At 61.0% G+C, this 13,786-nt stretch carries 11 protein-coding genes; all 11 read left to right on the plus strand.

The window, feature by feature from the left end; all coding sequences use genetic code 11:
- Nucleotide 1: 1 nt before the first annotated feature.
- The gene (gene tssE, locus AC3IR3_RS03575; protein WP_489195654.1) at nucleotides 2-505 is read left to right on the plus strand and encodes a type VI secretion system baseplate subunit TssE; all 504 of its coding nucleotides are present in this window, start codon (nucleotides 2-4) and stop codon (nucleotides 503-505) included.
- A gap of 5 nt (nucleotides 506-510) precedes the next feature.
- Entirely contained in the window at nucleotides 511-2,394 is a 1,884-nt protein-coding gene (gene tssF / locus AC3IR3_RS03580) for a type VI secretion system baseplate subunit TssF (RefSeq protein WP_489195655.1), read from the plus strand.
- On the plus strand, nucleotides 2,358-3,383 hold the full coding sequence (tssG, locus tag AC3IR3_RS03585; RefSeq protein ID WP_489195656.1) for a type VI secretion system baseplate subunit TssG: 1,026 nt from the start codon (nucleotides 2,358-2,360) through the stop codon (nucleotides 3,381-3,383). Before tssF ends, tssG begins: the two co-directional genes overlap by 37 nt.
- Before the next feature lie 66 nt (nucleotides 3,384-3,449).
- Nucleotides 3,450-6,188 (plus strand): type VI secretion system ATPase TssH, encoded by a 2,739-nt coding sequence (gene tssH / locus AC3IR3_RS03590; protein WP_489195657.1) that lies wholly within the window; start codon nucleotides 3,450-3,452, stop codon nucleotides 6,186-6,188.
- Nucleotides 6,160-7,311 carry a hypothetical protein gene (locus tag AC3IR3_RS03595; protein WP_489195658.1) on the plus strand — a complete coding sequence of 384 codons (1,152 nt, stop codon included), beginning with the start codon at nucleotides 6,160-6,162 and terminating at the stop codon, nucleotides 7,309-7,311. Before tssH ends, AC3IR3_RS03595 begins: the two co-directional genes overlap by 29 nt.
- 73 nt (nucleotides 7,312-7,384) lie before the next feature.
- Nucleotides 7,385-8,182 (plus strand): hypothetical protein, encoded by a 798-nt coding sequence (locus AC3IR3_RS03600; RefSeq protein WP_489195659.1) that lies wholly within the window; start codon nucleotides 7,385-7,387, stop codon nucleotides 8,180-8,182.
- A gap of 142 nt (nucleotides 8,183-8,324) precedes the next feature.
- Nucleotides 8,325-8,966: a dual specificity protein phosphatase family protein gene (locus AC3IR3_RS03605; RefSeq protein WP_489196869.1), complete on the plus strand. Its 642-nt coding sequence runs from the start codon at nucleotides 8,325-8,327 to the stop codon at nucleotides 8,964-8,966.
- Between the two features lie 33 nt (nucleotides 8,967-8,999).
- Nucleotides 9,000-9,896 (plus strand): hypothetical protein, encoded by an 897-nt coding sequence (locus AC3IR3_RS03610; protein WP_489195660.1) that lies wholly within the window; start codon nucleotides 9,000-9,002, stop codon nucleotides 9,894-9,896.
- 126 nt (nucleotides 9,897-10,022) lie between these two features.
- Nucleotides 10,023-10,310 carry a PAAR domain-containing protein gene (locus AC3IR3_RS03615; protein WP_489195661.1) on the plus strand — a complete coding sequence of 96 codons (288 nt, stop codon included), beginning with the start codon at nucleotides 10,023-10,025 and terminating at the stop codon, nucleotides 10,308-10,310.
- A 16-nt stretch (nucleotides 10,311-10,326) separates the two neighbouring features.
- Nucleotides 10,327-11,688: a tetratricopeptide repeat protein gene (locus AC3IR3_RS03620; RefSeq protein ID WP_489195662.1), complete on the plus strand. Its 1,362-nt coding sequence runs from the start codon at nucleotides 10,327-10,329 to the stop codon at nucleotides 11,686-11,688.
- An 88-nt stretch (nucleotides 11,689-11,776) separates the two neighbouring features.
- Complete coding sequence (locus tag AC3IR3_RS03625; RefSeq protein WP_489195663.1) at nucleotides 11,777-13,786, plus strand: type VI secretion system Vgr family protein; 2,010 nt, start codon at nucleotides 11,777-11,779, stop codon at nucleotides 13,784-13,786.

Consider the following 13,786-nt stretch of genomic DNA (forward strand, 5'->3'; position numbering starts at 1 on the left):
CGTGGCCGAACTGACGACCCAGGAACGATTGCAGCCTTCGTTACTCGACCGGCTGACCGACGACGAGCCGGGGCGCAGCGAAGAAAGTCGCGAGCGCCGCGTTATCTCCGCCGCGCGTTTGCGTGAGTGCGTGACGCGCGATCTGTCCTGGTTGCTCAACTGCGTCAATCTGGGCACCCATCAAGCGCTGGACGACTATCCCGAGGCCGGGCGTTCGGTGCTCAATTTCGGTATCCCCGATCTGGCCGGCGCTGCGTTGGTCGGAATCGATGCCAGCGTCCTGCAGCAACGGATCAAGGAAGCCATCGTGACCTTCGAGCCACGGCTCGTCGCCAGCACGTTGCGCGTCACGGTGCGTACGGATGGAACACGCATGGATCGCAAATCGCTGGTGTTCGACATCGAATCGGAAATGTGGGCCCAGCCGCTGCCTCTCAACCTCTATCTGAAGACCGAAGTGGACCTGGAAACGGGCCGGCTCGATGTCACGGAGGGCTACGGCTGAATCGTATGGATCCGCGCCTGCTGCGTTACTACAACCGCGAGCTGCAGCACGTCCGCGAGATGGGCGGCGAGTTCGCGCGCGATTATCCGAAGATCGCCGGCCGCCTTGGTTTGGAAGGGTTCGAGTGCGCCGACCCGTACGTGGAACGCCTGCTGGAGGGCTTTGCCTTCCTTGCGGCGCGCGTACAACTCAAGCTCGACGCGCAGTATCCCGTATTCACCCAGCATCTGCTGGAGATGATCTACCCGCACTACCTGGCACCGGTGCCATCGATGGCGGTGGTGCAGCTGCAGCCCGATCTGAAGGAAAGCACCCTGGCGACCGGCTGCCGCGTGCCGCGTCACACGTCGTTGCGCAGCCTGATCGCCGGCGACGAGCGCACCGCGTGCGAATACCGCACCGCGCACGAAGTGACGCTGTGGCCGCTGGCGTTGAGTGAAGCGAAGTACCTGGAAACACCCGCGGCCATCGCCGCCGCCGGCATCGACGTGCCGGCCGGCCGCATCGTTCGCGCCGCCCTGCGCCTGACGTTTGAGACGCAAGCTGGCGTGCAGGCAGGGATGCTGGCACTCGACGCGCTTCCGGTGTTCATTGCCGGTGCCGATGAACTACCGAAACAGATCTACGAACAACTTCACGGAAACGCCGTGGGTTATGTGGTGCGTGCGACCGGCGCGAGCGGGCCGATCAGCCAGTACCGCGATGGCCGAGACATTCGCCAACGCGGTTTCGCCGACGAGGAAGCGCTGATTCCCTACGATGGGCGCTCTTTCTCCGGTTACCGATTGCTACAGGAATACTTTGCCTGTCCCGAACGTTTTCTGTTCGCCGAGTTCACCGGTCTGCGCAGCTTGCTACAGCGGGCACAGGGACATGCGTTCGAGATCGTCGTGTTGTTCGATCGCAGTGTCGCCAGCCTGCACAACACCGTGAGTGCGGATCACTTCCGCCTGTTCTGCACACCGGCGATCAATCTGTTTCCGCGCCGTGCCGACCGCGTTCATCTCGCGACGGGCAAGACCGAATATCACATTCTCGCCGACCGCACGCGGCCGATGGATTTCGAGATTCACAGCGTCGGCGAGGTCGATGGTTTCGGCGACCGGCAGGAACCCGAGCAACGCTTTCTGCCCTTCTACGGCGGCGATACGCGTAGCTGGCACAGTCGTCACGCCGCCTTCTATACCGTGCGCCGCGAGCCGCGCCTGCTCTCGGCGCGGCAACAACGCCAGGGTGCACGGTCCAGCTACGTTGGTAGCGAACTGTACGTATCGCTAGTGGATGCGGCGGATGCGCCCTGTGCCACCGGTCTGCGTCAGCTCGGCATGCAGCTGATGTGCACCAATCGCGATCTGCCGTTGCACATGCCGGTGGGTAAGTCGCATACCGATTTCACGCTCGAGGCCGGGGTGCCGGTGGAGCGCGTGCGCTGCGTGGCCGGTCCGACCCGGCCGCGCGCCGCGACGGCGACTGGTGAGACCGCCTGGCGTTTGCTCAGTCACCTTCAACTCAACTATCTGTCGTTGTTCGAGGACGGCAGCGGGCAGGGCGCGGCCGCGTTGCGCGAAATGCTGGCCCTGTACTGCGATCCCTTCGACGCGGCGGCATTACGCCAGGTTGAGGGCATCAAGTCGGTCGCCGCGCAACCGATCGTGCGGCGCATTCCGGTGCCCGGCCCGATTGCCTTCGGTCGTGGGCTGGAGGTCACGCTTACCTGCGAGGACAGCGCCTTCGAAGGCACCGGCGCCTATCTTCTGGGCGCGGTGATGCAGCATTTCTTCGCACGCTACGTTTCGGTGAACTCGTTTACCGAAACCGTGTTGCGCACCCTGGAACGAAACGAGGTCGCCCGATGGCCAGCCCGGCTCGGTACACGGCAGATCCTGTAGCGCTGGAACAGGCGCTGCGGAAACAGCCCGAGGCCTTCGAATTTTTCGAGGCGCTTCGTGCGATCGAGTGCGCATTTCCCGGGAAGCCGCGGCTGGGGCGTTCGGCCAGACCGTCGGACGATCCGGTGCGGCTGCGCCATACGCCGTCGTTGAGTTTCGCACCACGCAGCATCGATCGTTACGAGCCGGGCAGCGACAACCGGCCCGGCCGGCTGTATGGGCTTTTCCTGGGCCTGTTCGGGCCGAATGCGCCGTTGCCGCTGCATTTCACCGAATACGCAATGGATCGCAAGCTCAATGCGAAGGACGGCGCCTTCGTCGCCTTCGCGGATATTTTCCATCACCGCATGCTGAGCCTGTTCTACCGGGCTTGGGCGGACGCGCAACCCACGGTGCAATTCGATCGTCCCGACGAGGATCGCTTCCGACTCTACGTTGGCGCGCTGATTGGTCTGGCCACGCCGCACCTCGAAGAGCGCGACGCACTGCCTGACCACGCCAAGCGCTTCTTCGCCGGCCGTCTGTTGCAGCTGGCGCGTAATGCCGAAGGACTGCGCGGATTACTCGAACGTTTCTTCAACGTTCCCGTGCAAGTCGTCGAATTTGTCGCCGAATGGATGCCGTTACCACGCGATGCGTACTGTCGGTTGGGGGCGGATCGCGAAGTGGCCGGGCTCGGTCGCACGGTAGTACTGGGGGCGCAGGTGCGCGGTTGCCAGCACCGCTTCCGGCTACGCCTGGGGCCGCTGGATCGGGCGACGTTCCAGCGCTTTCTTCCTGGCGGCGAGATCTTGCGGCAACTGGCCGCCACTGTCAGGACCTTCGTCGGCGACGAGAAATCCTGGGATCTGCAGTTGGTGTTGAAGGCGGACGAGGTGCCGGCTGTTCGCCTGGGTCAGGCCGGGCGGATGGGTCTGGACAGCTGGCTGGGACAGCGCGCGTGGAGCATTGCCGACGCTGACGACGTGGTGTTGCGACCGTCGGGATAGGGCGCTCGATCCGGGCATCGAAACAGCGCGGGTTGGTGCATCAACAAAACACAGGAAGACATAGTCATGGCCGATATCAGTCGCAGCGCTTTGTTCGGCAAGCTCAATAAGCTTGCCTACCGAGGCATCGAAAGCGCTACGGTGTTCTGCAAGCTGCGGGGTAACCCGTATGTGGAACTGGTGCATTGGGTCCACCAGATCCTGCAGCTGCAGGACTCGGACCTGCACCGCATCGTCAAACAGTTCAATCTGAATCCATCGAACCTGGCGCGCGATGTCACCGATGCGCTGGACCGCCTGCCGCGCGGTTCCAGCACCATCTCCGACCTTTCCGCCAACGTCGAGGAAGCCGTCGAGCGCGGCTGGGTATTCGCCACGCTGATGTTCGGCGAGGCGCAAGTGCGCACCGGTTATCTGATCGTCGGCGTGTTGCGCACGCGTCATCTGCGCAATGTACTGGTGGCGATCTCCACGGAGTTCGACAAGATCAAACCCGAAGCGCTGGTCGAGCGGTTCGCCGAGGTCGTTTCAGGTTCGCCCGAAGACGGCCAGCACGCCAGCGACGGTTTTCACATGGGTGGTGCCACGCCTGGCGAAGCCAGCGCGGCGATGGGCCCGGCGCAGATGGGCAAGCAAGAGGCACTTAAGCAGTTCACGGTCGACCTCACCGAGCAGGCGCGCAGCGGCAAGATCGATCCCATCGTCGGTCGCGACGAGGAAATTCGTCAAGTCGTCGACATTCTCATGCGTCGCCGGCAGAACAACCCGATGCTCGTCGGCGAGGCGGGTGTGGGCAAGACGGCCATTGTCGAAGGTTTCGCGCTGCGCATCGTCGCCGGCGACGTGCCGCCGCAGCTCAAGGACGTGGAGCTGCGCACGCTCGATGTGGGCCTGTTGCAGGCCGGCGCGAGTATGAAAGGCGAGTTCGAGAACCGCCTGCGCCAGGTGATCGAGGAAGTGCAGTCCTCGCCCAGGCCCATCATCCTGTTTATCGACGAAGCACACACACTGGTCGGTGCGGGCGGCGCGGCCGGCACCGGCGATGCGGCCAACCTGCTCAAGCCGGCACTTGCTCGCGGCAACCTGCGTACCGTCGGCGCGACGACCTGGGCCGAGTACAAGAAACATATCGAAAAGGACCCCGCTCTTACCCGTCGCTTCCAGACCGTGCAAGTGGACGAGCCCAGCGAAGAGAAAGGCATTCTGATGATGCGTGGCGTCGCCAGCGTGATGGAGAAACATCATCGCGTGCAGATTCTCGACGAGGCGCTGGAAGCGGCCGTCAAGCTGTCGCATCGCTACATCCCCGCGCGGCAACTGCCCGACAAAGCGGTGAGCCTGCTCGACACCGCCTGTGCACGCGTCGCTATCAGCCAGCACGCGGTGCCGCCGGAAGTGGACGACACGCGCAAGCGCATTCAGGCGCTGGAAACCGAGTTGGGCATCATCGGCCGCGAAAAGACGGTGGGCGTGGATGTCGCCGAGCGGGAGGCATCCGCCAGCGAGAAGCTGGCGACACAGAAGACACGGTTGGAAAAGCTCGATGCCGACTGGCAAGCCGAGAAGGTACTGGTCGAGAAAATCCTCGCCATCCGCGGCAGGCTGCGCGGCGATCTGGCGCCGGTGGAAGGCACTGGCAGCCAGTTGGAACAGGCGGCGAATGCGGAAGCCGATGCTGCGGCGATCGCGCCGACACCCGCATTGAGCGACGCCGAACGTTCCGCATCACTGGACGAGCTAAAGGGCTTGCAGATAGAACTCGCCGAGTTGCAAGGCGAGCATCCGCTGATCCTGCCAACGGTGGATTACGTCGCCGTTGGCGCCGTGGTCGCCGACTGGACGGGCATACCGGTCGGCCGCATGGTCAAGAGCGAAATCGAAACCGCGATGAACCTGGCGAAGCTGATGGGCGCACGAGTCATCGGCCAGGACCACGCGATGGAGATGATCGCCAAACGCATACAAACCTCTCGCGCCGGACTCGACAATCCCAACAAGCCGATTGGCGTATTCATGCTCGCTGGCACCTCCGGTGTCGGCAAAACGGAAACCGCGCTGGCGCTGGCCGAAGCACTGTATGGCGGCGAACAAAACCTCATCACCATCAATATGAGCGAGTTTCAGGAGGCGCACACCGTCTCCACGCTCAAGGGCGCACCACCCGGCTACGTCGGCTACGGCGAAGGCGGAGTACTCACCGAAGCCGTGCGCCGCAAGCCGTATAGCGTGGTGTTGCTCGACGAAGTGGAAAAAGCACACCCCGATGTCCACGAGATTTTCTTCCAGGTCTTCGACAAGGGTGTGATGGAAGACGGCGAAGGTCGCTCCATCGACTTCAGGAACACCCTGATCCTTCTCACCACCAATGCCGGTACCGATCTCATCGCGGACCTGTGCAAGGACCCGAGGCAGATGCCAGATCATGAGGGCATGGCTAAGGCGTTGCGCGATCCGTTGCTGCGAATTTTTCCGCCAGCGTTGCTGGGGAGGCTGGTTACGATTCCGTATTACCCATTGAGTGCGGAGATGCTGGGAGAGATCGTCAAGCTGCAACTCAACCGGATCAAGAAGCGGATCGAGGGACGCTACAAGATCCCGTTCGAGTACGACGACGACGTGGTGAGGCTGGTGGTCAGTCGTTGCACCGAGAGTGAGTCGGGTGGGCGGATGATCGATGCGATTCTGACTAACAGCATGCTTCCGGACGTCAGTCGGGAGTTTCTGACGCGAATGATACAGGGGGGTTCCGTTTCTCAGGTGAAGGTGGGCTCACTAGATGGAATTTTTAACTACCGTTTTGAGTGAGTTCTGCAAATTTCTTCTTGGGGACAGTGTGATGGCAATCAAGAGCATTTTGGCCGAGTTCGGCAAAGACGGTGCCCACGGAAAGATATATCTTGGCGGATCGGAGGTGTTGAATCTACTGGGAAGTATTAGTGGAAAAGGTAATGTCCCTATAGGCTGGGCGAAGAAGTTGAAGGAATTTTTGGAGAGTAAGTCATTTGATCTTGGCGGGTACACAATCCTACGCGATGGCTATTACGTGAAAGCTGAGAATTTGGAATTCACCCTGACCGAGCATGGCGACAAAGGACCGGCTTACTGGGAGCTCGCGAAGGAAGTCGCTTCAATTCCGAAGACAAAGCTCGCGGCAACTATGCGCAATGTACTGGCATCGCCGAGTGAAGATTGCGGAAGCCCCTGGGTTGCTACGCTGATCGCTGCAATGTTTTTGTCCGAAGTTGTGCGCAATCCGCGAAGCTTCATGATCAACCTTATGTTGCTCGACTTGATCGAAAGTGGCGTGAAATACGGAAGGGCAGGCGATAAGGAACTCGACTTCAGTAAACTTTTGAAGTTCGACGGACACACTACCGGAAAGACCGCCACCTATATATATGGAAGCGGCGAGGTTGTTGTTGGACGCACTGGGGAAAAGGGAACGATGCGCGGGGGAAAGTTGCCCATGTCGCATCTCGGGGCGATGAAAGATTATGCGGATGGTGTCAGCGGTGCCTACGAAGTCAAGACGAAGTGGTCGCAGATGGCCAAGAAGTCGACACTAAACCTCGTTTCGCCGGACGGTTCTGCGAGCTATCACTTTCCAAATGCGTTGCTTGAGAAAGAGAGCGCGGTAGTGCTCCGTTGGCTGCTGGTGCTATTGAACAAGAAGCCGCCAGAAATCGAGATCAGTCGCACGGTGAGCCCTGGCACTGTTGTTGGGGCCTGGAATGCACTGCCGGCACCGATCATCAATAGGGTGGTTGCGACGTGTGCTTTGACGGGATTGCGTGAGCATCGGTGTGATTCTTCGTGGCTTGAAGCAAAGGCAAATAGCACTGGAAATAGTGCTGCTGGTGTGCTTGTTAGCCAAGTCAGGACGAAGCTCGAAAGTCGTCAGACAAGCGTTTCCAACATGCTGAGTTGAGTTGGTTACGATCTCGATAGTGGATTTTTTTGAACGAGGTTAGCCTGATTTTTCAGATCAGTTGAGGTGAAGTATGACTATCGAATCCGGGGCGAAGCTGTCGAGCGACGAAGAACGAGTGATTGAGCACTACTTCGCAAGCTACGAATATGCAATCTCCATCAATAAATGTTTGCGCGGAGAGGGTCCGATCGACGAGCGCTATGCTTCCGTCGTTGGGAAAGAAAGCCAGGTGATTCTCAGAGCTATCGAAACCAGGGGACTGGTTCTCGATAAGGATGTAGTGGTCTATCGCGCCATGTCCCAGGAATTCGATGGCACCCCGGCGGCGAAAAAACTCAGTCGGAAGGTGCCTGCCGGCGCGCCGCTCAAGTGCCTGATGTCGGCAGCGGGGCAAGTGGAGGCCGCCAGGTTCGGTAGCAACCGGTTCGTCTATCACATCGCCGTTCCGCGTGGCGAGCGATGTGTTCGCAGGTTGACCAGAAGTATCGGGGTGGGGGAGTGGTACGAGTACTTGTTTGGCCCTGGAAGCATCGTCTACTACGGCAACTACACCGGCGTACCGGATCAGGCGGTCCCCGTGGCGTATGTGAGTGCGACTACGCCCGCGGAAACGGAGTTCGAACGGCTTCTCAGGTTGGTAGGGATGCGCGATTTCACCGCGCCCGTCGTCGAAACGCTGCCTGTTGTGCCTGCTGCCGATACGCTTCCCCGGCCGGTGCCTCTGACGTTGCCATCGGGCGAGCGAATTCCGCTTCTGCTCAACAACTCGCCGGAAGGTCGGTTCATGATCTTCCATTGGGGCGTCGAGCAAACGTTCGGCGACGAGACTATTCGAATTTTCGATATACGTCGTGGGGCTAAGTTGTGATGATTTGACCCGGTCGGGTCATACAAGCAGTAACGGGTTCTCCCTAGAGGGTATCACGCCAGGGTGGTGTCTTGGTGCAATCGCAGGCCGGGTCAATGGCTGGCTAGAGTCCATTCCATGTAACAAGACTGAGGTGACACCGATGCCTGAGCTTAAGGGGTGGACTATTGAGGTGGAAAACGGCGGCGGCACGTTGAGCAGCGGCAATAAAGTCATCGTGTTCGGTAAAAGAGCGTACGCCAAGGACCACACCGAAGGCTGGTATCGGATAGACATATCGCAGACGTTTCATGGCCAGGCCGAGGACGTGGCAACGGTGACGGTGCCCCGTTTCATGTCGGCGGCGGACCTGGTCCACAGGGAAATAAAAAACGGGGGCGTGGTCACCATGCATTGCGCAAACGGCAATAGCCGTACGTCGTTCGTATTGATCGTCTACCTGATGCGCCATGAGGGGTTTACCTGGGATGAAGCATCGCAGTTCATATCCGATGGGCAGACGGAGCGACCCGACATCGTCTTCAATATCAATGCGGGCGGCCACAACGGTCCCTATTCCGCATGGGTAAAGGAATATTCGCAAAACGGGAAGCTGATGGATCGCTCCGATTCGTCCTACTACATCGAAACCTTTTCGCAAGTCCGATGCGAGCCGAAAGAGAACAAGGCCGTATTCGAGATCATGAAAACCCACCGGGCAAAGAAGATGAGGGCGGGGGAGCAGGAACGCATCGACATGTTTGATGGGGCATTGGGACTGCTCGCCCTGGGCGCCACACAGTAATAGAGCATGGGACGGGCACAGGAGTACGAGTGAATGGTTGCGATGTATAACCACCAGCAGTGGATGACCGATACCAAAGTCAGCGGCAAGACGCGCAGCAGCCTGCTGAAAGGTCTGGACCGCTGCGTGGAACGGCTGTCGCCAAACAATCCCTCGATCAACGAGATCAAGGATGCTTTGGTGGCGTTCAACGCCTGGGCCGATGCCAAGCTACAGAAGGGATCTGTCGGGCTGTTGCCCAACGTGCAGCCGCCAGCCAATGCGCGCGATGCCAACGGTGCATTTTCCAGGCTTCTGGCGCAACTGTATCTGGCGTACCTCTATGCGGATCCCGTGGAATTTCTGAATAACTACACCTTGAACGAGGCCGGTCAATCCGTTTCCAGCGTGCAGACTCTGCTCGCCTACTCGGAGGCGAGCGAACAGCATGCCGGCGTTATCGCGCCTGCGCCGTGGCGTAACCGACTGAGGGTCACCAACGTGTCTCTGGCCAATGGGCTCGCTCAGGAGCCGGTCGATGTATTCAATGTACGAATGATCAAGGCGTCTGAGGCAGTCAAGTACGACTCCATCGAATCGGCGTATCTCCCCACGAACGTCGAGTTCATGACCACGGGGATGCTCAGTGGATGCTGCTTCGCTGCTTACCGGGAAGGAAGCGCGGTTTTCGTAGCGCATATCCAGCCGCGCATTAACCAGTCGGGGGTCGCGCTGAAGGCTGCCATCGACGCGAACGGCCGTTTCGATGCGCGATCGCTCGACGGGGTCCGTACTTTTGGCGTAGGGGACTATGGCGTTGCGGGTGGGGGTGGCGTGGGAGGGTACGCCATGGTGGTTGGGGTGCGCCGTCGCGATAGTTGGGAAATATACGGACAGGATCTGGGGCTTTCCAACAACGGTCCGCCCGTCAAAGTGGTTCGTATCGTTTGAGCGACATGCCCTGAGTTGGGCGCCAGCCGTGGAACCGTTGAGACAATATGCCGGGTGCCGGCTCTTTTGCGATGAGAGCATCCGGTCAACCACGTGACCGTATCAACCCGAGTCCGCCGAAACGTCATGCAACCCGCCGCGCGCCTTACCGACTTGCATACCTGCCCGATGGTGACGGGCATCGTTCCGCATGTCGGCGGTCCCATCGTCGCGCCCGGCGCGCCGAAGGTACTGATTGGCGGCCTTCCGGCAGCGCGCATCAGCGACATGGCGGTATGCGTGGGGCCTCCGGATTCGATTGCGATGGGTTCGCCGAAGGTGCTGATTGCCGGATTGCCGGCGGCGCGCCTGGGCGACAGCACGGCGCATGGCGGGGTGATTGTGTTGGGTTGTTTCAAAGTGTTGATCGGTTGAATGGCGGGCGCGCGAAATGAATAGGACTGCCGATGTCGTTCGTGTGAACTCGCGGGCTCGCGAGAGTGCGCCACGCCATGTCGCCATATTGCAGCAGGCCATGCAGGCACATCAGTCGGATGAACTGGATACGGCGGAGCGGCTGTATCGCGAGGTGCTGGATCTGCACCCGGCACAGCCGGATGCGCTGCACTATCTCGGCATACTGTGTCATCAGCGCGGTCGCAGCGACGACGGCGTGGAGCTGATTCGCCATGCATTGACGATTACGCCGACACATCCTGACGCGCATAACAATCTCGGCAATATCCACAAGGAATGCGGTCGCCTGGCCGATGCGGAAGCCTGCTACCGGCTTGCGCTGGAGCATGGTCCGGAGCATTACAACGCGCAGAGCAATCTCGCGGTGGTGCTGGAAGCGCAAGAGCGGTTGGATGAGGCGTTCGAAGCCTATGCCCGGCTGCTCGAACAGGTGCCAAGGTTTGCGCACGGCCATTATTTGCTCGGTTTGTTCCTGCGCAATCACGCGCAGCACGAAGAACACATCGAGCAGGCCATCGAATGTTTTCGTTCGGCCCTTCGACTGGATGAGCGCAATGTGCGCGCGCTGGAATCGCTGGGCGTGGCCTTGTATATGCTGGGACGTCATGACGAAGCCATTGCGGTGTATCGCGACTGGATGACGCGCGAACCGGAAAATCCGGTTCCACGGCACATGCTGGCAGCCTGCGGCGGTGCGGAGGCGCCGCCACGCGCGGACGACGCATACGTGCGCGACGTGTTCGACGGCTTCGCCGAAAGCTTCGACGAGCAGTTGCTGAAAAATCTCGACTACCGCGCGCCGCAACTGCTGGCCGACGCCCTGGCCCCGATGCTGGATGCGCCGTCGGGGTTGCTGGATGTGCTCGATGCCGGCTGCGGTACCGGGTTGTGCGCACCGCTGCTACGGCCTTATGCGTGCCACCTGGTCGGAGTGGACCTGTCCGGTGGCATGGTGGAGAAGGCGCACCGGCGAGGCGGTTACGACGCGCTGGTCGTGGGTGAGTTGACGGCTTATCTCGAAGATCGTCCCGGTGCTTTCGACCTGGTGGTCTCTGCCGACACGCTGGTGTACTTCGGCGCTCTGGGGACGGTCGCTGTCGCGGCGCATCGCGCGCTGCGCCGGGGTGGCTGGCTTGCCTTTACCGTGGAAGCGCTGGGCGGCGAGGACGACCGCGTGGAGCTCGGCGTCAGCGGGCGCTACCGCCATTCCGCATGGCACGTGCGCCTGGCATTGGCGGGAGCTGGCTTCGCCGAGGTGCATCTGGCACCCGACACGCTGCGCAAAGAGGGCGGTCAGCCCGTGCATGGCTGGGTGGTGCTGGCACGTACCGGTTGAGACGAATTGTCGGCTGCCGCACGCGGGTTTATGTGAGTATCGGCCAGCGTCGCCGTGGCCTGGCGGCAGATCTTTTCTGGACTCACTGATGGCGCGCACGATCACGCTGCAATCGGATCTCGGCGACCAACTGCTGTTCGCCGCCATGGACGCCAGCGAGGCGTTAGGGCGACTGTTTTCGTTCCGCCTGACGCTGCTCGGCAAGGACGCGCACATCGACCTGCGCAAGCTGCTGGGTACCTCGATGACGGTGTGCCTTGAGACGCCGGATGGCTACAAGCGCTGGTTCAACGGCATCGTGGCGGACATCGCGCAGACCGGTTTCACCACCGTCGACAAGCTGAGTTACGCGGTCTATCAGGCGACCCTGGTGCCCAAGCCGTGGTTGCTGACCCATCGATACGACTGCCGTATCTATACCGACATGAGCGTGCCGGAGATCGTGCGCACGGCGTTGAGCGAGGTCGGCTACAGCGATGTGAAACTGAGCCTCAGTGGCAGCTATCCCAAGCGGGAATACTGCGTGCAGTACCGCGAGGACACTTTCAACTTCATCAGTCGGCTGCTGGAGCAGGAAGGCATCTATTACTTCTTCAGCCATGGCGCCCATGGGCACACCATGGTGCTGGCCGACGCACTGGGCGCGCACGCCCGGCACCGGCCGTTCGATACGCTGCCTTACGTGCCGCCCGCGCAGCAAGGCAGCCGCACAGTTGCGGCGGTAAGCGAGTGGCGCCTCGAACGTGGCGTGCATCCCACCCGCTATCAGTTGACCGACTACGATCCGCTGCGCCCGCGTGCCTCGCTGCTGGCTGGCGAAGAGATCGGCCATGCAGCCGACTGTCACCCCGTGTCGGGGCTGGAGGTGTTCGACTTTCCTGGTAGCCATGTCGCGGTGGACGTCGGCAGGCATTATGCGCAGGTGCGTGCGGAAGCGCATAACGCGCAGCGTGCCCGCTACGCTGGGCGTACTGGCGCTTGTGGTCTGGAAGTCGGCGCCTTGTTTGCCCTGACCGACGCGCCGCGTCGCGAGTGGAGTCAGGAATATCTGGTGATCGCCGCGCGGACCCATCTGGAGGAATCCGGTTACGCATCGGGCGACAGTGGCGGCGAACCGTTCTGCTGCGATTTCGAAACGATCGAGAGCAAGCTGCCGTTTCGTAGCCTGCCGCAGGCGGTCAGGCCCACGATTGCCGGCTTGCAGACGGCGATCGTGACTGGCGAGAGCGACGAGGACATTGCCGTCGATCAGTACGGCCGCATCCAGGTCACCTTCCACTGGAACAGGCCGGACAAGCCGAACGCGAAGAACTCCTGCCCGGTGCGCGTGGCCTCGTCATGGGCCGGCAAGAACTGGGGGATGCAAACCATTCCGCGCGTCGGTCAGGAAGTGGTGGTGAGCTTCCTCGAAGGCGACCCGGACCGGCCGCTGGTGATCGGCAGCGTCTACAACGCCGATCACATGCCGCCCTATGCCTTGCCGGACAACAAGACGCAGAGCGGCATCAAATCCCGCAGCCACGCTGGCGGCGGCGCGGAGGATGCCAACGAGATCCGCTTCGAGGACAAGAAAGGCAGCGAGGAATTGCTGCTGCACGCGCAGAAAGATATGCGCGAGGAAGTGGAGCACGACCATGTGGTGGCGATCGATCACGACGAAACCGTCACGGTCAAGAACGACCAGAGCATGGACGTGCAGCATGACCGCAAGCACAAGGTCGGCAACAACGACACGCTCGACGTGACGGTCAATGGCGCTACCACCGTCGGGCAGAAGTTCAAGCTGGATGCCGGCACCGAGATCGAGTTGGTGACCGGTGCGTCCAGCATCGTGATGAAGAGCTCGGGCGAAATCGAGATAAGGGGCATCAACGTCACCATCGTCGCGCAGTCGGCGCTGAAGATGGAAGGGCAGGTACAGGTGAACATCAAGGCGGGCGTCACCATGGACGTTGGTGCAGGCGCGAGCCTCAAAGTGCATTCGGACGCGATGCTGCAGGTGGAAGGGGGAGCGAAGGCCGACGTCAAGGCGCCGATGCTGTCCCTGAATGGCGAAGGCATCGCGCAGCTGGCCGGTGGCCTGATCATGATCGGGTGA

The organism is Luteibacter sp. GL_149 (assembly GCF_057834065.1).